The 25,548-nt window shown below is 20.4% G+C and carries 22 protein-coding genes and 3 tRNA genes; 9 read left to right on the top strand and 16 right to left on the bottom strand.

Going from position 1 to position 25,548, the window contains the following annotated elements; all coding sequences use genetic code 11:
- Nucleotides 1–28 precede the first annotated feature (28 nt).
- Nucleotides 29–1,957: a hypothetical protein gene (locus AB4W63_RS00360; RefSeq protein ID WP_367681050.1), complete on the bottom strand. Its 1,929-nt coding sequence runs from the start codon at nt 1,955–1,957 to the stop codon at nt 29–31.
- 353 nt (nt 1,958–2,310) lie between these two features.
- Here AB4W63_RS00360 and rpmB point away from each other — a divergent pair, with 353 nt between their 5' ends.
- Nucleotides 2,311–2,538: a 50S ribosomal protein L28 gene (gene rpmB / locus AB4W63_RS00355; protein WP_367681049.1), complete on the top strand. Its 228-nt coding sequence runs from the start codon at nt 2,311–2,313 to the stop codon at nt 2,536–2,538.
- A gap of 30 nt (nt 2,539–2,568) precedes the next feature.
- The gene (rpmG, locus tag AB4W63_RS00350; RefSeq protein WP_367681048.1) at nt 2,569–2,736 is read left to right on the top strand and encodes a 50S ribosomal protein L33; all 168 of its coding nucleotides are present in this window, start codon (nt 2,569–2,571) and stop codon (nt 2,734–2,736) included.
- A 441-nt stretch (nt 2,737–3,177) separates the two neighbouring features.
- On the opposite strand, the gene fliR is transcribed toward rpmG, so the two are convergent.
- From fliR to fliF, 11 genes are all read right to left on the bottom strand, one after another.
- Nucleotides 3,178–3,969 carry a flagellar biosynthetic protein FliR gene (gene fliR, locus AB4W63_RS00345; RefSeq protein WP_367681047.1) on the bottom strand — a complete coding sequence of 264 codons (792 nt, stop codon included), beginning with the start codon at nt 3,967–3,969 and terminating at the stop codon, nt 3,178–3,180.
- A 2-nt stretch (nt 3,970–3,971) separates the two neighbouring features.
- Complete coding sequence (fliQ, locus tag AB4W63_RS00340; protein WP_367681046.1) at nt 3,972–4,241, bottom strand: flagellar biosynthesis protein FliQ; 270 nt, start codon at nt 4,239–4,241, stop codon at nt 3,972–3,974.
- 42 nt (nt 4,242–4,283) lie between these two features.
- Nucleotides 4,284–5,021, bottom strand: a complete 738-nt coding sequence (gene fliP, locus AB4W63_RS00335) for a flagellar type III secretion system pore protein FliP (RefSeq protein ID WP_367681045.1) — start codon at nt 5,019–5,021, stop codon at nt 4,284–4,286.
- 227 nt (nt 5,022–5,248) lie between these two features.
- Complete coding sequence (locus AB4W63_RS00330; RefSeq protein WP_367681044.1) at nt 5,249–5,653, bottom strand: FliM/FliN family flagellar motor switch protein; 405 nt, start codon at nt 5,651–5,653, stop codon at nt 5,249–5,251.
- Nucleotides 5,654–5,669: 16 nt separating this feature from the next.
- A complete protein-coding gene (locus tag AB4W63_RS00325; RefSeq protein ID WP_367681043.1) occupies nt 5,670–6,617 on the bottom strand; it encodes a FliM/FliN family flagellar motor switch protein in 948 nt (315 codons plus the stop codon).
- A 100-nt stretch (nt 6,618–6,717) separates the two neighbouring features.
- A complete protein-coding gene (locus tag AB4W63_RS00320) occupies nt 6,718–7,764 on the bottom strand; it encodes a hypothetical protein (RefSeq protein WP_367681042.1) in 1,047 nt (348 codons plus the stop codon).
- 181 nt (nt 7,765–7,945) lie between these two features.
- On the bottom strand, nt 7,946–8,398 hold the full coding sequence (locus AB4W63_RS00315; protein ID WP_367681041.1) for a flagellar FliJ family protein: 453 nt from the start codon (nt 8,396–8,398) through the stop codon (nt 7,946–7,948).
- A 44-nt stretch (nt 8,399–8,442) separates the two neighbouring features.
- The gene (locus tag AB4W63_RS00310) at nt 8,443–9,798 is read right to left on the bottom strand and encodes a FliI/YscN family ATPase (protein WP_367681040.1); all 1,356 of its coding nucleotides are present in this window, start codon (nt 9,796–9,798) and stop codon (nt 8,443–8,445) included.
- Nucleotides 9,770–10,486: a FliH/SctL family protein gene (locus AB4W63_RS00305; RefSeq protein WP_367681039.1), complete on the bottom strand. Its 717-nt coding sequence runs from the start codon at nt 10,484–10,486 to the stop codon at nt 9,770–9,772. The genes AB4W63_RS00310 and AB4W63_RS00305 overlap by 29 nt, the downstream gene beginning before the upstream one ends.
- A 25-nt stretch (nt 10,487–10,511) precedes the next feature.
- Nucleotides 10,512–11,468 (bottom strand): FliG C-terminal domain-containing protein, encoded by a 957-nt coding sequence (locus AB4W63_RS00300; protein ID WP_367681038.1) that lies wholly within the window; start codon nt 11,466–11,468, stop codon nt 10,512–10,514.
- Nucleotides 11,455–13,161 carry a flagellar basal-body MS-ring/collar protein FliF gene (gene fliF, locus AB4W63_RS00295; RefSeq protein ID WP_367681037.1) on the bottom strand — a complete coding sequence of 569 codons (1,707 nt, stop codon included), beginning with the start codon at nt 13,159–13,161 and terminating at the stop codon, nt 11,455–11,457. Before fliF ends, AB4W63_RS00300 begins: the two co-directional genes overlap by 14 nt.
- Nucleotides 13,162–13,399: 238 nt before the next feature.
- Between fliF and AB4W63_RS00290 the strand changes: the two genes are divergently transcribed.
- Entirely contained in the window at nt 13,400–13,711 is a 312-nt protein-coding gene (locus AB4W63_RS00290) for a flagellar hook-basal body complex protein FliE (RefSeq protein ID WP_367681036.1), read from the top strand.
- Between the two features lie 207 nt (nt 13,712–13,918).
- Here the strand turns inward: AB4W63_RS00290 and AB4W63_RS00285 are convergent.
- Nucleotides 13,919–13,991: transfer RNA gene (locus AB4W63_RS00285), tRNA-Ala, on the bottom strand.
- A gap of 105 nt (nt 13,992–14,096) precedes the next feature.
- Nucleotides 14,097–15,515, bottom strand: coding sequence for a glutamate--tRNA ligase (gltX, locus tag AB4W63_RS00280; protein WP_367681035.1), 1,419 nt, complete (start codon nt 15,513–15,515; stop codon nt 14,097–14,099).
- 181 nt (nt 15,516–15,696) lie between these two features.
- Here gltX and AB4W63_RS00275 point away from each other — a divergent pair.
- Together AB4W63_RS00275 and AB4W63_RS00270 are read left to right on the top strand one after the other, a co-directional pair.
- Nucleotides 15,697–15,769, top strand: a tRNA-Val gene (locus AB4W63_RS00275).
- A 57-nt stretch (nt 15,770–15,826) separates the two neighbouring features.
- Nucleotides 15,827–15,899 (top strand) — tRNA-Lys (locus tag AB4W63_RS00270).
- Nucleotides 15,900–15,918: 19 nt separating this feature from the next.
- Here the strand turns inward: AB4W63_RS00270 and ligA are convergent.
- On the bottom strand, nt 15,919–17,934 hold the full coding sequence (gene ligA, locus AB4W63_RS00265) for an NAD-dependent DNA ligase LigA (RefSeq protein WP_367681215.1): 2,016 nt from the start codon (nt 17,932–17,934) through the stop codon (nt 15,919–15,921).
- A gap of 1,150 nt (nt 17,935–19,084) precedes the next feature.
- Here ligA and AB4W63_RS00260 point away from each other — a divergent pair.
- The 3 genes from AB4W63_RS00260 to crr all read left to right on the top strand — a co-directional run bounded on the left by AB4W63_RS00260 (nt 19,085) and on the right by crr (nt 21,742).
- Entirely contained in the window at nt 19,085–19,339 is a 255-nt protein-coding gene (locus AB4W63_RS00260) for an HPr family phosphocarrier protein (RefSeq protein WP_367681034.1), read from the top strand.
- 148 nt (nt 19,340–19,487) lie between these two features.
- Nucleotides 19,488–21,188 (top strand): phosphoenolpyruvate-protein phosphotransferase PtsI, encoded by a 1,701-nt coding sequence (ptsI, locus tag AB4W63_RS00255; protein ID WP_367681033.1) that lies wholly within the window; start codon nt 19,488–19,490, stop codon nt 21,186–21,188.
- 53 nt (nt 21,189–21,241) lie between these two features.
- Nucleotides 21,242–21,742 carry a PTS glucose transporter subunit IIA gene (gene crr / locus AB4W63_RS00250; protein WP_367681032.1) on the top strand — a complete coding sequence of 167 codons (501 nt, stop codon included), beginning with the start codon at nt 21,242–21,244 and terminating at the stop codon, nt 21,740–21,742.
- 632 nt (nt 21,743–22,374) lie between these two features.
- Here crr and AB4W63_RS00245 read toward each other — a convergent pair.
- Nucleotides 22,375–23,625 carry a tRNA CCA-pyrophosphorylase gene (locus tag AB4W63_RS00245; RefSeq protein WP_367681031.1) on the bottom strand — a complete coding sequence of 417 codons (1,251 nt, stop codon included), beginning with the start codon at nt 23,623–23,625 and terminating at the stop codon, nt 22,375–22,377.
- 150 nt (nt 23,626–23,775) lie between these two features.
- On the opposite strand from AB4W63_RS00245, the gene rfaE1 reads away from it, so the two are divergent.
- The gene (gene rfaE1, locus AB4W63_RS00240) at nt 23,776–24,714 is read left to right on the top strand and encodes a D-glycero-beta-D-manno-heptose-7-phosphate kinase (protein WP_367681030.1); all 939 of its coding nucleotides are present in this window, start codon (nt 23,776–23,778) and stop codon (nt 24,712–24,714) included.
- The last annotated feature ends 834 nt before the right edge of the window (nt 24,715–25,548 follow it).

Genomic DNA, 25,548 nt, shown 5'->3' with positions numbered 1-25,548 from the left:
ATATATATATACTATTATTTATGCAAATTTAATTGCTTTTCTTATTTTTTAGATAAAGAATTATATATAAATTATTAAATTGTAATTTAAAATGTTTGTGATAATTAATAATATTAATTTCATTAATTACTTTTTTTTGTATGATTTGAAAAAAAATGTGATAGTAATTAACGTTTTTATTTACTTCTGTTAATATTGAAAACTTAGAGTTTTTATCCGTACAGACATTGTATAAATTTATTAATATATGAAAATTTATATTCTTTTGTATAAAAAAATTAGAACTAAAATGTATTTTTTTAATTTTAAATATTTGACTAATGATATTACAAAAATTTAAACTAGATAACAATTTTATATAAGAGTATTTTGTTTTAAACGATATTTGTTGAAAACCAGAAAAAGATCCGAGTATATTTGGAAAAAAATAATTTATATGTTTAATATTAATTTTTACTTTAATAAAACATTTTTCATTTATATTTGCTTTAATAAACAAATTATTTTTTTTAAAAAAATAATTTATTCCAGGAATGTATATATTATTTTTTTTATGAAAAATAAAAATAGATCCTAGTGAAGTTAAATTATTTTTTTTTAATAAATAGTTAAATTTAAGTAAAAAATTATTAATTTTATTTAAAAAAAAATGAGTATTTAAAAAAAATAATAGATGTTTTTGTTTAAAAAATAATTTTTTATATACAGAGTAATTAAAAAATTTTTTAAATTTATTAGGAATTTGTGTTTTTTTAAAGTATTTATCAAATGTTAAAAGTATGGGTGATATATCTTTAATTATAGAAAGAATATATAATTTTAAATTATGAATGGAATCATGCGGGTTTTCATTTGTATTTTTTTTATTTTTAATATATAAATTAAAAATAGATGAATCATTTTCTAAATTAAAATAAGTAAAATAGTTGAATATTTCTTTTTTTCTATTATTAATGTTCATTTTTTTCTTTGAAAGATAAATAATTTTACATGTACAGTAAGGAAAATCTTGTTTTTTTTTTAAGTTTATATAAAATACAATGTTTTTGTGCTCTTTTGTTTTTAGACAAAAAAATAATTTTTTCGAGATATTACCAGTCATAATAGTCATAGTATTTTCTTTTATAATTTTTTTTGCATATAAGTTAATTTTTAAAAAAATATCTATAAATTTTTTTTTATTTAAGAATAAAAATCCATTTCCATTTAGTAAAAAATTACAAAACTTTAAGTTTATTTTATTTAAAATATAGATGTTTTTTTTTCTTTTAAGATCTAAATTTACACTAAAAATAAAAGATTTCTTATTTTCTATAATAGAAAAGAAGTTTTCTTTAAAATTATTAATAGATATATTTTCATATTGAGAAAAAATAAAATTTTTTATAAAAAAAAGTTTTAATTCAAATATTTTTTTAGCATAATCAATATTATTACTTGAAAAAAATTTCAAAGATTTAGAATTTTTATTAAATAAATTTTTGGATTTTATCTTTAGTTGAATTTTATTAGTTTTTATCGTATAAAAAGTAATACTTTTTTTTGTACTTTTTATTCCAGAGAAACATTTGTCAATAAAAATATGTTGATTTTTATCTTTATAGTGAATTTGATATAGTTTTATATTTGGACAAAAAAAATCAAACTTTTTAAATAAGAGTTTATATATTAAACTTAAAATGATATTTTTTTTGTTTATATTGCTAATGTGTTGTTGTGAGTATATAAATATATCTTTTATATTGATTAGATCTATATATATATAATTATGATAAAAAAATTTTTTTGATAAATTTATATTTATTTTTTTTATTGAAAATTCTATTTGTTCAGATTTATATACTATGTTTTGCAATATTAAATTATGTATATTTCCGTTTATTTTTTGTACATGTAATTGAGGAAAATAATAAAGAATAGTTTTAAAAAAACAATTAATTCCAAAGTTAGTAGACATTAATAGAAAAAAAATAATTATAAAAATTAAAAAAAAAAATAATTTTTTCATAAGTAGTATATAGTGTTTTATTGTTTTAAATTTGAATTGAAATAATATTTTTATTATATCGGTTTTTTTAAAAGAATTGATTAAATAAAAAAAATTTAATTAGTTAAGTTATTTTAAACATCGGATGTAAAAGTTTTATTAAAGTAAATTAATTTAAAATTAATTAATATTAAATAAATTAAAATATGAATATTGGTCTATTCATATTTATACGGAAACTATTATAGTTAAATAATATAAATATTAATTTTTTATAATAATTAAATTATTATTAATAATAATTTTGTTTAGGAGTAATAAAAATGTCTAAATTTTGTCAAATTACTAAAAGAAAATCAATGACCGGACATAATAGATCGCATGCCATGAATGCTACTAAAAGAAAATTTTTTTTAAATTTAAAAGTGCATAAGTTTTGGATTCCATCTGAAAAAAGATTCATAAAGTTAAAAATTAGTACTAAAGGAATTAGGGAAATAGAAAAAAAAGGTGTAATGCATTTTATGCATATAATTGGCAAAAAAAAATAAGTTCATTTACATTTATATATGGGTTATTAAATGGCAAAACGTATTAGAGAAATAATAAAATTAGTATCTTCAGCTGGAACAGGTCATTTTTATACGACAACTAAAAATAAAAGGAACAATTCAGAAAAATTAGAATTTAAAAAATATGATCCTGTTATACGGAAACATGTTACCTATAAAGAAGAAAAAATAAAGTAAGATATTACTATTTACGATTATAAATTTATTTATTTGATATCATAAATAAATATTTAATGCAATAATAGAGTTGTTTTCGATAAAAACAACTCTATCATATTTTAGAAATTAGTTTATTAATTAAATTAGTTCTATTAAATAGAACAGGTTTTGTTTTAGAAAACAATCTTAACCAAAATAGTTTATATATTTTGATATAGGTGTATAAATAGTTGAATGGTCAAGGATAAAAAAATTCGTTCTTTATAAAACTTTTATTTTAATGACAGTTAGATTATTTAGTTAATCATTAACAATATATAAAAAAAATATTTTTAATAATAATTAGATGTTTTTTTTGTAATTATTAATGAATAAAATATTACGTAAGTAGTAGTTATACAACTAAAATTTAGTTAATTTTTATATATATGAAGTTGCGTTTAATAATTCAATTAATTGCTATAATAAAGTTGTATATTTAGTATTAAATAAATAATTGATAATATTAAAAAATGTCCAATAATTTTGATTAAACATTATATAAAATGTAGGTATAAAGAAGTATAAAGAAAAAACTCCTATAAGTACAGTGAGTGGGAAAGATATGGAAAAGATTGATATTTGAGGTGATATTCTATTTAAAAATGCTAAAATTATGTTGACTAATAATAGTAATACTATTATAGGTAAAACTAACATAATGCCATGTATAAAAGAGTACATAAAAAAACGAATTATATTTTTTATAAAATTTAAATCGTAGTGTTGGCAGTTTATAGGATATATAAAAAAACTTTTAATTATTATTGATATAATAAGTAAATGTCCATGTAACGAAAAAAATAATAGAAAATATATAATTCTAAAAAAATTAGATATGATTGATAGATTAAATTTATTAGTTACATCAAAAATAGTAGCAAAAGACAATCCTATTTGTGAACTAACAAACTCTCCTGCTATCATTGGAATAGAAAAAAATATCTGTACGATAAATCCTAATATTAATCCTATAAAAATTTCTTGAATTAGTATTTTAACAAACAAACATGTATTTAATAAAATATGTATTTTCGGAATAAATGGTGTTAGGATGACGCTAAATAATAAAGAAAAATACAATTTTTGTGTTTGTGTTATAACATTATTTCCAAAAATAGGACTAGAAACGAAAAAAGTTGTAATTCGAGTTATAGGAAAAATATATTTATATATTAGAGAATAGATTATAGTTAAGTTAATATTAATCATGTTTATAAATTTGTTTCAGTAATGTTAGTAAAAATAAATTCTATATAGTTCAGCATGATTCTAAGCATCCATGGTCCAAAAAAAATAAAAATAATTAATATACAAATCAATTTAGGTATAAAAGATAGGGTTTGTTCATTTATTTGAGTAGCAGCTTGAAAGAAGCTAATAATAAGTCCAATACATAACACGGATAGCAGTAATGGAGCAGATAACATACATGTAATTTTAATTGCTTCTTGAAAAATTATCATAACTTTTTCTGGTGTCATAAATTATCCATAAATATATTTTTATATAATCATTAAATAGTTTTAATAAAAACTGTGTGCTAAAGAGCCAATTAAAAGCTGCCATCCATTTGCTAATACGAATAACATTAATTTAAATGGTAAAGATATAGTAGAAGGAGGAACCATCATCATACCTAAAGACATCAAAACGCTGGAAACAACTAAGTCTACGATTAAGAAAGGAATAAAAATTAAAAATCCTATTTTAAATGCAGTTTGTAGTTCACTTATAATAAAAGCTGGCATAACAATATACATAGGAATGTTTTGTTTTTTATTAATAAAATGAAATTTATTTTTAGATAAATTAGAGAATAAAGCTAAGTCTAGAGAATTTGTTTGATTTAACATAAAATTTTTTAATGGTTTTTCACTTCTCGCAAAAGCAGTGATGATATTTATTTTGTTTTCGCTAAATGGTTTATAAGCGTTTAAATAAATTGATGTAAATGTAGGTTGCATAATAAAAAAAGTTAAAATTAATCCTAATCCTAATAGTATTTGATTAGGAGGAGAATAAGGAGTTCCTAAAGCACTTCTTAATAAGCTAAATACAATAATAATTCTAGTAAAACTAGTCATGGTTAATAATATAGAAGGTAGAAAAGTCAGTGTAGTTATTAAAATTAATGTTTCTATAGGAACTGATAGAATTTGATCTCCGTTATGCAGTATTTTTGCATTTACAATGGAGTTATGTGAATAAGTAAGAGTAGGGAGAAAGAGTAAAAGAAGAAAAAGAATAATTTTTAAAATCATTTTTTTTTCCTAAATTTTATATTTATAAAATTATAAGATTACATTTTTAATATTTAGTATCAAAAGTTTAGTAGTTTTTAATTTTTTTTTATATAGAATTTTTGCATTGAATAACTATATATTATATATATATATGATTTGTATATAGATAGCTATATTTGATAAAATATTGTCTTTATAAATTTAGTTTTTAATATTTTTATATTATAATATTGATGAATATTATTCTAACTTTTTTCTTTTTCAAAATCTTTTTTTGTTTTTAAAGAATCGAAAATAGTGGAAATTTTTATGCCATAGGTATTATTTACTACTACAATTTCTCCTTGTCCTATTAAGCAATCGTTAATGAAGATGTTTAATACGTCGTCAACAGATTTATCTAAAGCAATTATAGAGTTTTTTTTAATATTTAAAATATCTTTTATTTTTATTTTTTTTGTTCCTAATTCTACAGTTATGTTAACTAAAATATTATCGAGTATGTGTGTATTTTTTTCTATTTTTTTAGAAATAGCATCATTTATAATTTTTTTTGATTTTTTTTCTTCTGGATTTTGTGTGTTTGTTTTTAGTGGATTTATGTTGTCATTATTAGGTTTTTCTTGCATAGTTTTTGATTTAAAATTCATATATATATAACCTATTTTAATTTTTATATTTTTGTTTTTTAATAATATGAGTAACTTGTATTACTATTTTTTCATTTTTTATTCCATAATTCCCACTAAATATAGGAACTTTTTCTGTTTGAACAATTACTTTCTCAGGATTATTTATAGGAATTATATCTCCTATACTTATGTTTTTAACAGTGTTTAAAGGGATCAAATTTTCGATAGATCTAATACTTAGATTTAAATTTACATTTTTGAGCATAGAAAGTATATTTATGTTTGAAATATTAGAATTAATTAATTGTTTTTGTTTTTTGAAAGATAAGTAATTGTTTATGTTTTTAAATGTATAGTATGGAATAATAATACTAAGTTTTATTTGTGTATAGTTTAAAGTTAAATTAAATATAATGTTTATTTGTAGTTTTTGCTTTTCATTATGCGGTGGATAATATAGAGTTTTGTGTGCATTTTTTGAAAAAAATTGCTGTTCTATAGAATGGTAAAAATTTTTCCATGAATATTCATAAGCTTCTTTTACAATAAGCAGAAATTTTTTTTGCATAAAAACATGAGCTTTTGTTAATTTTCTGGGCGTATTGCAATTTTCAGAATATGCATAATCATTTTTAAGTAAAGAGTTTATCATTAAAGTAGTAATTTTTAAAGGAAATGATAGGAAAACTATTCCTAGATCATTTTCCAGCTTTATTTTGTTTATAGAGCGTTTTGGGTTTAGACTAGTGATTAATCTATCATCGGTATGAACTTCTACTTTATTTAATTGTACATTTATTTCAGAATCAAAAATTTTTTTTAAACTTTGCTGTATCTTGTTTAAAAATAATAAATGAATTTTATCCAATAAAATAATAGTATTTTTTATCATATAACAATCAATAAACTTATTATAGTAAATAAATTCTTTATTTTTAGGATAAAATAATATTTCTATAGTTTTTTTTTTATTTTTTTTCATTTTTTTCTCAAATAAAGTAATTAAAAAAAATTAGTTAAATATGTATATATTTAAGATAAATTAATTATATATATATTTTATAATATTAATATATGATATTTTATGCATAAAAATGTACTCTAATAGTAGAATTTTTCTTTTTGTCATAAGTTAGTACATCTATGGGAATATTTTTCTTCATATTAATGTATGTAGTTACGTTTACTTTTTTTTTCTTATAAGTGATAAAATTTTCAATTAACTTTTTTTGAATATATTTTATATTTTTTATATTTGAAAAGCGTAATAATAAACCATAATTATTAAATATGTCTTTTAATTTTTGAAGTTCTAAAAAAAATATTTTTTCGTTTTCTAGATTGCAAGGAGCGTAATTTAGTATAGCGTCTTTATTTTTTAATTTTATTTTTATGTGTATTGATCCTATATTTTTATCGTGAAAAAAAAAGTTACTTTCATTTTCTTTTTGTAACTGTGAAACTAAAAACTTTCTTTTTAAAAATTGTTTCCATAAATTATTGATTTTAAACTTATTTTTTATATATATATTTTTTTCTTTGTCTATTTTGGATAAATAATTGATATAAGTAGGATGTTTTTTATAATGAAAACTGTATAAACAAGAAATTATATTTTTAAAAAAAAACTTTATTTTAGATTTAATAGGTTTTTTATATAAATATTTTAAAAATGTATGGTCTAAAATGTATGATGTTGTTTTAAACATTATTTGTTTAAATTTGTCATAAGAAACATTCTGGTTTGTTTCATATTGTGAATAAGTATGTTGACATTGTTTGTAATTTTTTATAAAAGAAAAAAAATTTTTTTGTTTACTGAGTAAATTTTTTTTTACTTGAAGGTATATATCATTTATTTTTTTTGAATTAATAGATATTTTAAACTTATTTTTTATAAAATTTTTTATAAAATGAAAATAATTATTAGTATATGATTTATTATTTAATATATTAATATATTTTTTAATTTTACAACTTATATTTTTTTTTTTAATAGTGGTATTTATTATTTTTTTTAATAAAAAATTGTTTTTATATAATATATTTTTCTTATTTTTTACAGTAGAATGTATGTGTTGTTTTGTATTTAAAAATGTTTTCTGACATACTGTTGGTAAAATGTTCACATTGTAATGTATATTATGAAATATAGTTTGTTGAAAACTTTTGTGTTTTTTTTTTCTTTTTTTTTATTAAATATTTTTTTAAATTGTAATACATTTTTTATTTTTTGATTTTTTTGTTTTTTTAACAATTTTATCTTATTTTTTGTTAATAAATAATTTATGTTATTAATAGTATTTATTGTCATAGATTTAATTTCTTTTTTATTTGTATAAGTTGTAAAAAAAAATCATTATTAGCTGATAAAAATTGATTTTTTTTAGATATATAATAATTTTTTCTATTTTTTTCTAAAATATCCCATGCTTTAATTTTTTGTTTTAATTGAGTATATGTAAACAAAATATCGTTTATTTTTTGGTTTTGTAAAAAAAGTTTATTTTTTTCTGATTTAATACTTTTTTCTAAAATTAATAAAAATGTATTAAAATTTTCCCATTTTTTTCCACTAATTCCATTTTTTCCAATCAATAAAAACTTTTTATTATAAGTAGAGTTATAGTTTTTTAAAGCAAAAAGTCGTTTTAAAAAAAGTTCTTTATCTTTTTTTAGTCTTTTTAAAATATAGGTTTGTTGTAATAAATTGTTTTTTAGTTTTTTTTTTATTAATTTTATATAATGATAAGAATTTAACATAATTTTTTTAATATTTTAAAGTATGTTTGTAGTGTATAAACATTTTATTTTAATATATCTTGTAATAACTTCAATGAATCATTGTAGCTTTCATTAACGTAAAGATTTTGTCGTAAAAATCCTTCTATTTTTGGCCATAATTTTATGGATTTATCTAAAATACTGTCATTTCCTTTTATATAAGCACCTATGTTAATCAAGTCTTTATTTTTATAGTAAGAAGATACTATTTGTTTAAAATAACAAGATAATCGGTAACTTTCTTCATTAACTAAATCTGGCATAACTCGGCTAACAGATCGTTCGATATCAATAGCTGGATAACATCCTGTTTCTGCATATTTATTAGAAAGTATGATGTGTCCATCTAGTATAGATTTTACTAAGTCTGCTATTGGATCGGACGATTCTTCTATTTCTGTTAATAATGTATAAAAAGCTGTAATAGAACCATTTTTCGTTTTATTATTTCCAGCTTTTTCTATTAAAGTTGAAATTTTTGAATAAGTAGAAGAAGGGTATCCTTTTGTTGTAGGTAGTTCACCTATAGATAGAGCAACTTCTCTATAAGCCATAGCGTATCGAGTTAAAGAATCCATAATAAGTAAAACATGTTTGTTCTTATCTCTAAAATATTCTGCAATTCTTGTTGCATATATAGCACCTTGAATGCGTAATAAAGGAGATGTATCTGCGGGAGATGCTATGACTACTGAGCGGGATAAATAGTTTTTTCCTAATATTTTATTTATAAATTCTTTGATTTCTCTTCCTCTTTCTCCGATTAAACTAACAATGACTATATCAGCTCTTGCATATTTAGCTATCATACCAATAAGCATACTTTTTCCTAATCCGGAGCTAGAAAATAATCCAATTCTTTGACCTCTTCCAATGGTAAGTAATGCGTTAATAGATCGCACTCCTACATCTAAAATTTTTTTAATAGGATATCTTTCTAATGGATTAATAGATTTTGTCATTAGTGATATAGAATGTTCTGTATTTAATTTTGGTTTATTATCTAATGGATTACCGGATCCATCTAATACTCGTCCTAACAGTTCAAAGCTAATAGGTAGTTTTTTTTGAGTTTCATTAAATACATTTTTTAAAAATATTTTAGCTCCTGGAATTAAACCTTCTGTTTCTTTATACAACATAATAAAAGTAATATTTTTTTTAAATCCGATTATTTCTCCTTCTGCTAAAATAGTTTTAGAATGTATTGTATGTGAAATAGAACAAACGGATCCTACAGGTAAAGATAAACCAGTAGCTTCCAAGATTAATCCTATTGATCCAACGAGTTTACCATATACAAAAAAATCAGGTAATGAATTAATTGAAGAATTAAGATTAAAAATTTTATTAGTCCATCTTCTTAAAAGTAGATTCATTTTTTTCCTCATTTATTATTTTTTCATATAAAGTTTTCCACGATTTATTAGCAGAAATATAGAAATCTCCAGTATTAGAAGTAATTTGGCATTCTCCAGGAGAAAGATATTTGTTTTTTAAAATTTTCCATCCATTTTTATTTATAGCGTTTTCAAATTTTTTTTTTATAAATTTAAAATCGTTTTCGTGCACGTGAAATTGAAGATTTTTATATTCTTGTAACTCTTGATTTACAAGATTTTGAATTTTTTTAAATAAACATGATGTATCTAATACAGGTTTCTTTCCTAGTATTTTAACCGAAATATTTATTATTATATTTAATAATTTAGAAGAAACTTGGTTATCTAGTTTTTCAAAGGATAGTTTTAGATTATTAAGTAGTGAATTTATTTTTTCTTCATTAATTTTTTGTTTTTTTTCAAATATTTTTTTTTCAGTTTCATAAGCTATTTTAAATCCTTTTTTTTTTCCATTTTCAAAACCTGATTTGTATATTTTATTATTTTCATTGAGTTGTATTTTTTTATTTTTTAAATCTTGAACGTTTGTTGAATTTACTTTAGAAGTTTCGAGTATATTTAATGAAGATAGATTCTGATTTTTTTTATTTATATAAAAATCGTTATTTTGTTTTATTTTTTTAGGTTTCCATATTTTCCATTTTTTTGATTTAGATTGTTTCAATCTTATTGATCTCCATTGTAGTATTTTAAATAATTTTTTTTAGGTAATGTAATATTTTTTCTTGTGCGTTTTTTATTTGTGTTAATGATAAAGATTTTTTTTCGTTAAAATAATTTTTCATCTCTTTAGCGGAGTTATCAGACAAATTTTTTAAAAATTTATTTCTAACGGACATTTCAGAATTATATAAAGCGATAGATAATGTTTTGATAGGAATTAGTTTTAATAATTTATTTATATGAACATCCTTTATATCGATAATGTTTTCAAATAAAAATATTTTATTTATGATATTGATAGTTAAGACAGTATTTTTTTTTCTCATGTTTTTTATAATAATTTCTTTTTTTTCAGAATTTATTGTTTGTAAAATATTAGCGGCTCTCTTAGTTCCTCCTCTTTTGTTTAGATTTAAAGTTTTATTATGAAATAATTCGCGAATTAATTGAGTAAATATAGGTTTAGATGATTCAGGTATACTAGTATATGATGCTATATATAAAATTATATCAGCTTGTTGTTCTTCATTTTTTATAGTAGATAATACTTCAGAAGCTAATTTTGTTTTTAAGTTAATTAATATTGTCGCAATAATTTCAATGTTTTCATTTTCTAAGATTAAATTAATATTTTTAGGTGTTAGTTCATTTATAGTATTTTCTTGAATGTTAGAATAGTTTTTTTTTGATTTTATTTTATTTAGCAATAGATTAGTATCATCTATTCCTATTGTTTTTTTTAACATGTTAAATATTTTTACGTCAATAGTGTTTTTTTCAGAACAAATTTTGTTAAATATAGTGAAATATTCTTTAATTACGTTATTTAAATGGATTGTGTTAACTTTTTTTATATTAGATATATGGAAAACAATTTCTTCTATTTCTTGTTTATTAAAGTGTTTTAATATTTTTGAACTAATATTAGTATCTAGTTGCAATAATAAATATGCGATTTTTTGTTTTCCGTTAAGATTTGTCATAATGTTCTTTTATCCATTTTTTTATAATTTTAGCTATAGTACTAGGATTATGAGAAGAAATAATTTTTATCTTATCTTTAATACTAGAATTATCATTTTGACAAAATTGAGTTATTGGTTCCTTCTTTTCAGATTGCTTGTTTTTTTCATGATTATTTCTTAAAGAAAAATTATCAATATTATTTTTGTAATATAAATTTTTTCTTATTAAATCTTTAATTCTTCTCATCTGAAAAATAATAATAAATACAGATAAAACAAAATAAATTATTAAAATTAATAGAATTATTTTAAAGCTTAAGTTAAAGAAAAATATATTTTCTTTTTCTATAATCATTTTTTTAATAAAGTCCGATTCATTTTTTTTAGAGAAAAGTATGTTTTCAATATTGACTATATCTCCTCTGTTTTTTGAATATCCTATTGCTCCGCATACTATATTTTTTATCTTTTTTATTTCTATATTATTTAATGGAGAAAAAGTTCCTTTTTCATTTTTTTTGTAATTAATAATTACAGAAACAGACAATTTAGATATTTCACCTATATCATTTTTAGATAAAAGTTTTGTATATTTTAAAGAAGATAAGTTATTTAGAATATTATCACTATTTTTTTTTAAACTTTTTTTAGAAGGAATATATATATTACTATTTTTAAGTTGTTGTTTATTTTTGTTTTTTGTATTATTTAAAACATAGTTTTTATTATGATTTTTGTTGTTTAAATCAATAGATAACAGTTTATTCACAGGATTTTTAAAGGAGTTTTTTTTTAAACTTAAATTATCTTCATTTTTTGTTTTATTGTGTAATTTAGACTGATAAAGTGTATTTTCGGATACTCTTTTTTGATTTAGATTTATGTTAGCTGTTACTTCTGTCTGTATATTTTCACTTCCATATATAGGATTTAAAATATTTTCAATTTTTTTTTTCAATATTTTTTCGGTAGATTTAATGTAGTCAGAAATAGTAATATTTGAATGAAAATAGTATTTATTCATTGTATCCAAATGATATAAAGATCTTTTCCATTGATCTACTATTGTGATATGGTGTTTATCTAAGTTTTTTATACTGGTTAGTAATAAATTAACAATAGACAAAACGTCGTTATTATTAATAGCATTTTTAGAATCTAAAAATAAAAAAACAGAAACAGAAGGTGCTTGATTATCTTGGATTAAAAAAGAATTTTGAGGTATAATTACATGAACTCGAGAATAGTTTATTCCTTTGAAGTAACTAATAGTAGTAGATAATTCTCCTTCTATAGATCGAGCATAGTTAATATTTTCTCTAAAAGGACTATTATAAAATTGATTATTATCTAGAATTTCATATCCACTTTGATTTTTTCCAGGTAATCCATGAGAAGAAAGTAATGCTCTCGTTGTATGCAATTTGTCTTCTGGAACTAAAATTTTTTCGTTAGAATTTTCATTAATTTTATATGGTATCTTAAGATTATCAAGTTCTTTAATAACCTTGTTTTCTTCTGAAACAGGTAAGAAATGGTATAAAGGATAAAATTTATAATTTTTTTTCCAAGTGTTATTAATTATAAATATAGATATAAATATTATAGATATAATACTTATTTTCCAGCTGTTTATTTTAAAAAATAAAAAAAAAGTACTTAGTTTGTTATTTTTTTGAGAATTTTTTTTATTATCTTTATTTACATTCATGTAATTATCCTGATGTAGCAATTTTGATTTTTTTTCTATATAATAATCAATTATATATGATCATAGTGAATAATATACAGTTTAAAAAATAGGTGTTAATTATACTTTTTTGTAGTTTTATCTGTCAATGCACTATTTATTGCATTAAATAATGTACATTAATTATTGATTAGTTTTTACAACATTTTTTATACTGAAAATGAAAATATTTATATTTTATGAAACATATGGAGAAAGTATGGATATAACAAAAATTAAAAATATTAATAAAGATAATTTTCAAAATAAAGTAAAAAATACAAATACTATTTCAAAAAATGAAGTGTTTAAAAATTATTTTAAAAATTGTACATCGAATGTTTTAGATGCATGTAATGATAAAAAAATTGATCCTGTTGCTAATAAAGAACATAAAAAAAATGTAACAAAACATAGTTTTACTAACGAATTATTAGAATTAGAAAAATATTCTTTAGGATTACAAACTTTAGTTTCTATAAAAAATAAAATTATTTCAGCTTATAAAGAAATAATGGGTATGCAAATGTAGATTTTTTTTTATTTAACATGATATATATATATATCAAGAACGTAATCATTATTTATTTTTGTTAAATATAAATTCAAATTTTATTAAAAAAATAAAATAATTTTCTTTATTTATATTTAATAAATATATAGAAGTAAAATATATATTAGATAGATAATTATTTTCTGTTTTATATATATATATATCATATTTTAATTAAATATAAATTGGAGCTGAGCGGAATTGAACCGCTGACATCTTACATGCCATGTAAGTGCTCTACCAACTGAGCTACAACCCCTTTTTAGTATTAATGTTAATTAATAATTATGTTTTACATAAAACATATTATTAAAAATTTATATTGAGGTAAATAAAACTTTAATACATCTTCGTTAGAAAATATTTAATATTTATTTATTTTTATTTTTTTAATGTTATTTATTGTAGTTAATATTTTTAAAATAGTTATTTTTTTTCCAAAAATTTCTATTATAGAACTAATATTAGGAGAGTGATTTTTCCCAGTAAGTATAATTCTAAGTAACATATATATATTTTTGATAGGGTAGTTTTCTCGTATAGAAGATTTTTTAATTGACAGAACAATATTTTTACAAGACCATATCTTTAAAGAACATAAATTTTTTGTAATTATTTGTAATATTTTTATTGGTTTTTTAGATTTTATTTCTTTATAATGCTTGATTGTTTTAAATTCTATTTTTTGAAAAAAATAAGAAGATAACGTAACCATTTGTTGAATTGTATTACATCTAGGTTTTAATAGTTCAATTATATTATTTAATATTTTTTTATTGTGTATTTTAAAACCTTTTTGGTCTAAGTAAAATTGAAAATATCTTTTTATTACTTTGTTAGATGTGCTGTTAATATAGTATTTGTTCATCCATAGTAGTTTATCTAATTGGAATATACTAGAAGATTTATTTATTTTACTTATAGAAAATAAGTCTTTCATTTCTTGTATAGAAAAAATCTCTTTATCCCCATGAGACCATCCTAATCTAACTACATAATTTAATATAGCTTCTGGAAGAAATCCTTGTTTATAATAATGTAAAATACTGAAGTTATTGTTTCTTTTAGAAATTTTTTTTCCATCTTTATCTATTATCATAGACAGATGTGCGTATTTTGGAATGTTTAACTTCATAGATTTAAGAATATTAATTTGATAAGGAGTATTATTTAGGTGTTCCTCTCCTCTTATTATATGTGTAATATGAGTGTCTTTGTCATCTATAACAACGCAAAAATTATATGTAGGAATTCCATCGCTACGTTGTATAATTACATCATCTAAAACATTATTTTGAAATTTTATTTTTCCACGAATTTCATCGTAAAAAGTTACTGATCCTGTTAATGGATTTCGAAAACGTACTGTATATGGTTTATTTATAATGGTGTTAGGGTTTATGTCACGACAAGTTCTATCGTAATGAGAAGTTTCTTTTCTTAATATTTTTTGTTGTTTTTTATATTGTAACAATTTTTTTGAACAATAACATTTATATGCAAGTTTTTTATCAATCATATTTTTAATTATAGATTGATAATATGCGATTTTGTCACTTTGGTAATAAGGACCTTCATCCCACGTTATATTTAGCCAATTTAATATTTTTTCAATTTCCTTAGAATATTTTATAGAAGATCTAGAATAATCAGTATCTTCAATTCTTAAAACAAAAAGTCCTTTATGATGTTGAGAAAAAAGCCACGAAAATAAAGCAGTTCTAATATTTCCAAAATGTAGAAATCCTGTAGGACTTGGCGCAAATCGAGTTTTTATTATCATAAATTTGTTATCTCAGCTGTATTTTAAAAATAATAATAGGAATTTATGTTATTATATGTTATAACTACGATAGTACAAATTTTTTATTTTTTAAATTTATTTGAATTTTACAAAAAGTGATATAGAAAAAATATTCACTGTGTTGACAAGTATTCAAAATTAATTAACACTATTTAAATAAGGGTGATTAGCTCAGCTGGTAGAGCGCCTCCTTTACACGGAGGATGTCGGCGGTTCAAGTCCGTCATTACCCATAAAACTTATTATATGCAAATAGTATTATATATAATAAAATAATTATATGATTTATAGGGTCGTTAGCTCAGCTGGTAGAGCAGTTGACTTTTAATCAATTGGTCGCAGGTTCAAATCCTGCACGACCCAAAATTTTCATATATATTTTTTATAAAATGCTTGTTGTATTTATTTTAGAATATTTTTTGCAAATTAATACAAATTTTTTTTCTTTTAATATTTTTATTTTGAATAATTCTGCTTGTTTTATCTTTCTTCCACAATTTTCTCCACATATTAATAAATTTGTTTTTTTTGATATATAATTACTTATATTTTTACACCCAAAAGATAAAACGTTTTTAACAGCTTTTTGACGTTTCATTGTTTTAAAAGATCCGGTAAAAACTATATGTTTATTTTTAAAAAAATTAATTCTGAATTTTTTAAATTTAACTAAAGTGTTTTCTATTTGTAAAACTTTTTCTAATTTAGAAATTAATTTTTTATTGTTTTTAAAAAAATAAAACATATTTTTTGCTGTTTTTTTCCCTATATTTTTTATTTGAAAAAAGTCTTGTATTGAAGCGTTTTTTATTTTTTTTAGTGACAAAAAAAAAGAAGATATTTTTAAAGCTGAAGATCTAGCTATATTCGGGATTCCTAAAGAACAAAGAAATGTATGTAATGATACTTTTTTTGATTTTTTAATAGCGTAAATTACATTTTTTGCATATTTTTTTTCTATTCCAGATATTTTTAAAAGATTGTCTTGCGTTAAATAAAAAAAATCACTTATATCATTAATTAAATGATTTTGAATAAGTTTTTTTATAATAGAAGGTCCTAGTCCAAAAATGTTTAGTCCAAATTTAGAAACAAAATATTCTAATGTTTTTTGTTTTTGAGAAGAACAAATTAGTGTTCCTGTACATTTAGATATTTTTTTGCTTTTATTGTCTATAATATCGGAAGAACATGACGGGCAAATTTTTGGAAAATGTATTTTTTTATTTAATTTCATAGATTGATGTATGATATTTGTAATTTTAGGTATTACTTCTCCTGCTCTTTTTATTTCCGCAAAGTCTCCTGTAGAAATATTAAACTTTAGCATATTATTCTTATTATAAAGAGAAGCTTTAGTTATAATAGCGCCATCTATATTTACTGGATTAAAATGGGCGACTGGTGTAATAGTTCCAGTTCTTCCAACTTGAAAAGAAACAGATGTAATTTTAGTGATATATTTTTTAGAGTAAAATTTAAAAGCAATAGCCCAATGAGGATATGTTATTGTATTACCTAGTTTTTTTTGATATTTAATATTATCTACTTTAATGACTATTCCATCGATTTCTACATTTAAATTATTTTTTTTACTAGAAATAGCATTATAAAATTTATAAATTTTGTTGATTTTATTAAGTAAAATATAGTTCTCATTTATACTAAAACCTAAATTTTGAAGTTTTTTTAATCGTTGAAATTGACTATTATACTTGTTTTCAAGATTAAAAAGATTGCAGTAATATGCAAAAAACATAAGTTTTCTTTTATTAGTTTTAGAAGTTTTTTTTATTCTAAGAGAACCAGAAGCAGCGTTTCTTGCATTAGAAAATGTTTTTTTTCCCTGAATAGATAAATTATTATTTAATATAGCAAAATCTTTTTTTAAAATTACTACTTCTCCTCGTACTTCTAATTTTGGCGGAACATTAGTATTATTTAATTTTAGAGGTAAGTTACAGATAGTACGTGCGTTTTTAGTTACATTTTCCCCGTTTATGCCGTTACCTCTTGTAGTTGCTTGAATTAAAATACCTTTTTTATATAAAAGACTAACAGCAAGTCCATCTAGCTTTAGTTCACAGCAAAAATTAATATTTTTTTTAAGAGCAAGTTTATGTTTTATTTTTCTTTCAAAATTTAACAAATCTTTTAATTCAAATATATTTTTAATGGATAGCATTGGTGTAATATGAGATATTGATTTTAAAAATGGGAGTAAATTAGATCCTACTTTTTGTGTAGGAGAATCAGACTGTATGAAGTCGTTATTTTTTTTTTCTAATTTTCTTAAAACCAACATTAAATAATCAAATTTTTGATCGCTAATAATCGGATTTTGCAAGGTGTAGTATTTATAAGAGTAATAATTTAATTTTTTTTGAAGATTTTGAATTTTTTTTTAATGTTCATAGTTTTGTGTTTAATATAAGTAATTTATAAATTTAATATTACATAAAAAACTATATTTTTAATACCGTATAAATATAGTTAAATATGTTAAAATATGTATTAATGATAGTTAAGATTTTTTCAGTATTTTTTTTTTGTAAAACAATTATATACATACATTATTTTATTATTTTATGTACAGTAATATATTTAAATTAATTAAATAACTAAAAAAATAAAAATGTTATCTGAATTTCTTTATCCATATAAACAAATACATAATATTTCAAAAAAATAAGTAAAAAAAAATAAGTGTATATTATTAAAATGAGTGATTGAACAAATTTTACATTCTAAACTAGCATTTGCTTGAAATATAGTAAAACTATATTTAGTTTCGATGAAATAGAATTTAAAAGTATTTTTAATATTATTAAATTTTAAATATAAATTATAGTACAAAACAAGTTATATTGAAAATAATTATTAACATTACCATTTACATTAAAAGTAATGTAAGGTTTTTTTGTTAACATAAATTTTATTATTGTTTAAAGTATTAATAAGAGTTAATACAGAATATATTAAATTTTAATAAACGTTTTATTAAATAAATGTAATAGATTTTTTATTAAGTGACAAATCATATTAAAATTTGTTTTTTATAATATTGAAGTTATATGTTAGTTCTAATAAACAGATCAATTTAATAGAAAATTTAAAATTTAAAATTTAAAATATTAAATTTATAATTTTTTTTAAAAGTATTTTTTTATAACCTAAAATTTATTAGAAAAAAATTTAAATTTGTAGAAAGACTAATATTTTCTAGTTTTTAGTTACATATATACTTTTATTATAAAGTATTTTTCTAATAAAATTAAATATTGAATTTTAGTTTAAAGAAATAAGCTTGTATATTTTACTAAGAAAATATATGCATATCATTTTTTTTTATTTATGACAATATAATAATTATTGTAATTTAAATATTTTTATTAATTTAATAGGACATTTACATAATAATTGTTAAAATATTTTTTTTAAATTTTAATAATAAGATATGAAATATATATAAAAAAGTTAGGAGTACTTTAATTTAATTAATTTAATAAAAACAAAAGAGTATATATGTATGATATTAAGGAATATATATGTTTAAAGAAGAAGTGAAAATTATGAATGTAAATGGATTGCATATTAGACCAGCTGCTAAACTTGTAAAATGTGCTAATGCATTTATTTCAGATATTTTTATTAGTTTAGATGGAAAGAGTGTTAATGCTAAGAGTTTATTTAGATTACAAACTTTATCTTTAACATATGGTAGTATTATAACTGTTACTGCAAAAGGGAAAGATAGTAAGGAAGCTGTAAAAAAAATTAAAAAATTAATAGAAAGTTTGTAGATAGTAAAAATATTAATTTCTAACATATAGAATAATAACTATACTATATGTATAGTTATAATTGATTACAAGTTAAATGCTTAATTTGTTTTAAAAATTATTAATTTTAGAAAAGATAAAAAAAATTTGCTAAATTACAGGAAATATTATGATTTCAGGTATCTTAGCTTCACCAGGTATTGCTTTTGGAGAAGCATTATTAATTAATGAAGATAAGTTTTTTATAAATAAAGAAAAAATTGCTTCTAAAAATATTTTATTAGAAATTAACAAGTTTTTAAACGCTCGTAAAAAAACGTTTATTCAGATAAAAAAAATAAAAAATAAAATAGTTAAAAATGCAGGAAAAGGAAAAGAAGATATTTTTGAAAGTCATTTAATGTTATTAGAAGATTTAGAATTAGAAAAAGATATTATATTTTTAATTAAAGAAAAACTGTATTCGTCAGATGCCGCTGTTCTTTTTGTTATAGAAGAACAGATAAAAAAATTAAATATTATTCAGGATAATTATTTAAGAAATAGAGCAATTGATGTCAAAGATGTTGGTGATAGATTACTTAAAAATTTGTTAGATATAGAGCATGTTGATTTACATAGCATTGATAAAGAAGTGATTTTAATTTCTAAAGAAATAACACCTTCAGAAACAGCACAAATAGATTTAAAAAAAGTATTAGGATTTATTACAGATTTAGGTGGAGCTAATTCTCATAGTTCAATTCTAGCTAGAGCTTTAGAAATTCCAGCTATTGTAGGAACTACAAATATAACAAAAAAAGTTAAATCAGGCGATTTTATAATATTAGATGGCATAAATAATGAAGTTTTAATAAATCCATCAAATATAATTGTTGAAGATAAAAAAAAGATAAAAAGAAATTATTTACATAAAAGAAATTTATTAAATAAATTTAAAAATGTTAAATCTGTAACTACAGATGGAAAAAGAATAAAAATTGGTGCAAATATTAATAATATCAATGATATTAATTTAGCAAAAAAAAATGGAGCAGAATGTATAGGATTATATAGAACTGAATTTTTATTTATGGGTAGAAATTCTTTTCCTTCTGAAGAAGAACAGTTGCAAGCATATAAATTAGCAATAGAGAAAATGAACGGAAAACCTATAATAATACGAACTATGGATATAGGTGGAGATAAAGATATTCCATATATGAATATTCCTAAAGAAGAAAATCCTTTCTTAGGATGGAGAGCTATTCGTATAGGTATTGATCGAAAAGATATTCTGCGTACTCAATTAAGAGCTATTTTTCGCGCTTCTAATTTTGGAAAAATTCGTATTATGTTTCCAATGATTATTTCTTTAGAAGAAGTGATTATATTAAAATCAGAAATAGAATATATAAAATTACAACTTATTAATGAAAGAAAATCATTTGATCCTAAAATAAAATTAGGGATCATGATAGAGACGCCTTCTGCTGCTTTAATATCTAGTTTTTTAGCTAAAGAAGTAGATTTTTTTAGTATTGGAACAAATGATTTAACGCAATATACTTTAGCTGTTGATAGAGGCAATGAGTTAATTTCTCATTTATATAATCCGCTTAGTTTGTCGGTTTTAAAATTAATTAAAAAAGTTGTAGATGCGGCTCATGCAGAGGGTAAATGGATTAGTGTTTGTGGAGAACTAGCAGGGGATATAAAAGGTGCTAAAATTCTTATAGGTATGGGGGTTGATGAATTAAGTATGAGTGCTCCGTTTATTCCTAAAATAAAAAAAATGATTTTAAATAGTTCGTTTAAAGATTTAAAAAAAATGGCTATTATGGCTTTGTCGATTCCTACTTTAAAAAAATTGTTAGATTTGACACAGTAAATTTTTCATTTTATTGATTACAATTAGAGCAATTCTTTATTTAGGAAAACTATATGGGTTTATTTTCTAGATTTTTTAGTAAAAAAGTTGATAGCAAAAAATTAATTGACATCATTGCTCCTATTTCTGGAAATGTAGTAGGTATTGAAAAAGTACCAGATACTGTTTTTTCTGATAAAATAGTTGGAGACGGTGTAGCTATTCAACCTGTTGAAAATCTTATAGTATCGCCAGTAAATGGAATAATTGGAAAAATATTTGAAAGTATGCATGCTTTTTCAGTAGAATCAAATGATGGAATTGAAATGTTTGTTCATTTTGGTATAGATACAGTACAGTTAAAGGGAAGAGGTTTTAAACAATTAGCAAAAGAAAAACAATCAGTAACAATAGGTGATCCTATTCTTCAGTTTGATTTAGTTTTACTGAAAAAAATTGCTAAATCTGTATTGACCCCAGTAGTTATTTCTAATATGGATGATATTAAAAAATTAAATAAAATTTATGGAGAAGTTATAAGAGGAAAAACAATTATTATGACTGCTGAACTGTAATTTTTATTAAATTTTGTTTATTGCCCATAATGATATTTAGCATATAAAGCACTATATATGCTTTATATGCTATGTTTCGAAATACAATAATTTGTTGTTAATTTTTTTATAGAAAGAATTAACATACTTGTTTTTAAAATAAAAACAAATATTTCTTATTAAATATAATGTATATTGTATATATATTTTCAATAGTATTGTTTTTTCTATTTTAAAATTAGTATAATATATTTATTTCTATTATTTTTTTTATTTTTATTTATAATATATAGTTATATAGAATTTATTATTTATATATTTTAGATTATATAAACGTATAAAAAAGTTTTTTTAGAGTTTAATTAAAAAATTATAATTTGTTAATTATTAACAATGTGTTTTTAATAAAATAATTATAAATAACATTTATTTACTTTTAATATATAAAACATAAAATTTTATGCGTTTTATGTGTTAGATTTATACATATATTAAAAATATTAATAAATGTATTATTATCTTTTAATTTATTGTTTTAATAAAAATTGTATAATTTATTAATTATGTATATTTGTTAAGTATTTTAGTATTTATATATATTATTATTGAAATAATATTTAACATTAAATAATTAAATAGTATTTTTATTTTTTTTAATTTTTTATATTTTTATTTTTTTTCCATTTAGCTAATTCGTTAATTCGCCAGTTATTAATAGATATTTTTATTTCTTTTCCTTTATATCCTTTTTTTAATATAAGTTTAATAGGAGGAGAACAAACAATAGAATAAATTTTTTGTAGATAATTTTTTTTTATTTTGATAAATTTTATATTATAATTTTTATAAATGAATTGTAGATATATTTTAATCAAAAAAGTTATTTGACTAATTTGATTAGGATTTCTCCAGGCATCAATAGTATTTAAAAAACTTATAATTGACGAAGAAGATTTTTCTTCTATATTTAATAAGAAAACATTATATTTAATTATCACAAGAATTAGTTTTTTTATTTTTGTAGGTAAATTTAATCTAATACAAAATTTTTTTACTAAATTAATATATAAGCTCTTATTCAGACAATGATTATTTTTTATTAAATCGAGAGGAAAATAATAACTAGTAGTTAAAAACATATAGGCTAATCGAAGATGTGAACTATTATTTTTTTTAGCAATATAAGCTAACGATGTGTATAAATTTTCTTCTAATGACAATGGTAGAAAAGAATAAGAATAAAATTTCAAAAAATTAGTATTTATTATTTTATTTAATTCTGGAAACAAAATTGGAAAAGCTAAGCAATTTTGTAAAATTTTAAAATATACATGAGGATTATTTGTTTTCATAGCTTTTTCAGTTTCTTTCCAGATTCTATCTTTAGTAAGAAATAGTATTTCCTTACTTAAAACTATTTTTTGCATAAACTTCATAGTATTTTTATCAATATAGAATCCTAAATGAGATAAAGATGCTGCAAATCTAGCAACACGTAAAACTCTTAGAGGGTCTTCTTGAAAAGAAGAGGAAATATGTTTTAATACTCGGTTTTTAAGATCTTTAAATCCGTTAAATGGATCAATGTATTTACCATTTTTGTCTTGAGCTATAGCGTTAATAGTTAAATCTCTTCTCATTAAATCTTCTTTTAAAGTTACATGTTGAGAATAGTCAATATTGAAATCCTTGTATCCATATCCTGATTTTCTTTCTGTTCTAGCTAAGCAGTATTCTTCATGAGTTATTGGATGTAAGAATACAGGGAAGTCTTTTCCTACTTGTTTAAATTTTTTTTTTATTAGAATTTCAGGAGTGCTTCCTACTACTACCCAATCTTTGTCTGTAACAGGCAAATTAAGAAAAGAATTACGAATAGCACCTCCCACTAAATATATTTTCATAGGAACATTCCTAATTTATACAAGATTTATTTTTATGGTTAAAAAATGATTTAACATATTTTTAATGACTAATAAAACGAAAATAATATTTATTATATTATCTATATAAGATAACTACAATTAGTACTATATAATAGTAGGATTTAATACATGAAAAAAAAATTACTTAATTTTGTTAATTCTCCAGTTTTAGTAATTGGTGATATTATATTAGATAAATACTGGACAACAAACAATGATTGCATTTTAGATGAATTCTCTACTCCAATATTTAAAATATTTCAATATTATGAGTATGTTGGCGGTGCTGCTAATGTTGCACATAATATTACAACTGTTGGAGGAAAATCTATTCTTGTTGGAGCAGTAGGACAAGATGAATCAGCTAAAAGCATTAGAAATATACTAAAAAAAACTACAGTTGAATATCATCCTTGCATAATTAATAACTATATTACTACAACTAAGTTAAGAATTATGTCAAAAAAAAAGCAAATAGTAAGATTAGACTGCGAAGAAAATATAAAAGAAAATTTTTTATTAAAGTTCAATAATATAATTAATCCTTTATTAAAGAAAGTTTCTGTAGTTATTTTATCAGATTATAATAAAGGAACTTTATGTTTTTCTTCCTCTATTATTAAACAAGCTAAAAAAGAGAAAGTACTAGTTTTAGTAGACCCAAAGGGGAATGATTATTTAAAATATTTAGGAGCTACTTTATTAACTCCAAATTTGTTTGAGTTTGAGTCTGTTGTAGGAAAATGTTCGAATAGAAATGATTTAATTAACAAAGGAATGGATTTATTAATGCATTTAAAGCTTAGTGCTTTATTAATAACGCAGTCAAAAGAAGGGATGACTTTATTGCAAATAAATAAAAAACCGGTTCATTTTGTAACTCGAGCAAAAAAAGTAGTTGATGTAACTGGGGCTGGAGACACAGTAATTGCATTGATAGCTTTAGGATTATCGTCAGGATTTACATTAGAGCAATCGTGTTACCAAGCAAATATAGCAGCCGGAATAGTAGTTCAAAAACCAGGAACAGCTTCTTTAACTTTAGAAGAATTAAAAAATGCTATATAAACGCAATATATAATATATTTTATATATTATTTTAATATTTTTTTTTTTATTTTTTGAATGTATTAATTAATTTGTTTAAGTTAACTATATGTAATATATAAAATATAAATATATTATAATAAATTTTTTTATTAGTATTAAACAGTTTCTTTTGAATAAATAATATAAAAAACAATAAAAAATTAAAATTAATTGTTTTTAAATAAAATATTTAGAGTATTTGCTTATCGAATTAATACCAATCTAAATATTGAAACAGAAAGAAAATAATAACTTATTGATAATTGGTTGTATTTTATTATATAAAGTAAAATTGTTTGTAAAAAATTTTACTTTATATAAAATTATAGAAAAATTTTTATTGTCACATCTTGTTTAAGTAACGACTGAATAAATCTTTAGTCTAACTTTATTTTTGACAAAAAATAAAATATTAACAATGTTTCAAATCTAAAGTATATAAGATGTATCAAAAATTTAACTAATTAATTGTTTTGTTTAAAAATTATGAATATAACTTTATTATTAAATATAATGTAGTTTTATTTATGTATAGTACAATGAAATATATATATATATTTTATATTTAAATATTTTACATTAAATATAATTAATGATTTTTAATTAGTAATTCATAGTTTAAAACGTGTCATTGATACAAATCAATTAGGTATAAACAGTTAAATTAATTTAGTTACGTTGCGTGATTTAATTAAATTTGGTTTGAAATTAGAAAACATACTTTAATATAATTTTATTGTTCAGTAGAAAAATTAGTTTCAGTTCTATTTTAATATGTTAAACATAAGTTGATAAATAAATAGAAATATGTGA

Origin of the sequence: Buchnera aphidicola (Anoecia corni) (assembly GCF_964056675.1) — a bacterium.
Classification (GTDB): domain Bacteria; phylum Pseudomonadota; class Gammaproteobacteria; order Enterobacterales; family Enterobacteriaceae; genus Buchnera_E; species Buchnera_E aphidicola_B.
This window is presented reverse-complemented; position numbering and strand designations above follow the sequence as displayed.

Excerpts from the sequence above, each read along its gene's own strand:
- AB4W63_RS00360 (WP_367681050.1), bottom strand. The coding sequence starts at position 1,957 with ATGTCTACTAACTTTGGAATTAATTGTTTTTTTAAAACTATTCTTTAT.
- rpmB (WP_367681049.1), top strand. The coding sequence starts at position 2,311 with ATGTCTAAATTTTGTCAAATTACTAAAAGAAAATCAATGACCGGACAT.
- rpmG (WP_367681048.1), top strand. The coding sequence starts at position 2,569 with ATGGCAAAACGTATTAGAGAAATAATAAAATTAGTATCTTCAGCTGGA.
- fliR (WP_367681047.1), bottom strand. The coding sequence starts at position 3,969 with ATGATTAATATTAACTTAACTATAATCTATTCTCTAATATATAAATAT.
- fliQ (WP_367681046.1), bottom strand. The coding sequence starts at position 4,241 with ATGACACCAGAAAAAGTTATGATAATTTTTCAAGAAGCAATTAAAATT.
- fliP (WP_367681045.1), bottom strand. The coding sequence starts at position 5,021 with ATGATTTTAAAAATTATTCTTTTTCTTCTTTTACTCTTTCTCCCTACT.
- AB4W63_RS00330 (WP_367681044.1), bottom strand. The coding sequence starts at position 5,653 with ATGAATTTTAAATCAAAAACTATGCAAGAAAAACCTAATAATGACAAC.
- AB4W63_RS00325 (WP_367681043.1), bottom strand. The coding sequence starts at position 6,617 with ATGAAAAAAAATAAAAAAAAAACTATAGAAATATTATTTTATCCTAAA.
- AB4W63_RS00315 (WP_367681041.1), bottom strand. The coding sequence starts at position 8,398 with ATGTTAAATTCTTATCATTATATAAAATTAATAAAAAAAAAACTAAAA.
- AB4W63_RS00310 (WP_367681040.1), bottom strand. The coding sequence starts at position 9,798 with ATGAATCTACTTTTAAGAAGATGGACTAATAAAATTTTTAATCTTAAT.
- AB4W63_RS00300 (WP_367681038.1), bottom strand. The coding sequence starts at position 11,468 with ATGACAAATCTTAACGGAAAACAAAAAATCGCATATTTATTATTGCAA.
- fliF (WP_367681037.1), bottom strand. The coding sequence starts at position 13,161 with ATGAATGTAAATAAAGATAATAAAAAAAATTCTCAAAAAAATAACAAA.
- AB4W63_RS00290 (WP_367681036.1), top strand. The coding sequence starts at position 13,400 with ATGGATATAACAAAAATTAAAAATATTAATAAAGATAATTTTCAAAAT.
- gltX (WP_367681035.1), bottom strand. The coding sequence starts at position 15,515 with ATGATAATAAAAACTCGATTTGCGCCAAGTCCTACAGGATTTCTACAT.
- AB4W63_RS00260 (WP_367681034.1), top strand. The coding sequence starts at position 19,085 with ATGTTTAAAGAAGAAGTGAAAATTATGAATGTAAATGGATTGCATATT.
- ptsI (WP_367681033.1), top strand. The coding sequence starts at position 19,488 with ATGATTTCAGGTATCTTAGCTTCACCAGGTATTGCTTTTGGAGAAGCA.
- crr (WP_367681032.1), top strand. The coding sequence starts at position 21,242 with ATGGGTTTATTTTCTAGATTTTTTAGTAAAAAAGTTGATAGCAAAAAA.
- AB4W63_RS00245 (WP_367681031.1), bottom strand. The coding sequence starts at position 23,625 with ATGAAAATATATTTAGTGGGAGGTGCTATTCGTAATTCTTTTCTTAAT.
- rfaE1 (WP_367681030.1), top strand. The coding sequence starts at position 23,776 with ATGAAAAAAAAATTACTTAATTTTGTTAATTCTCCAGTTTTAGTAATT.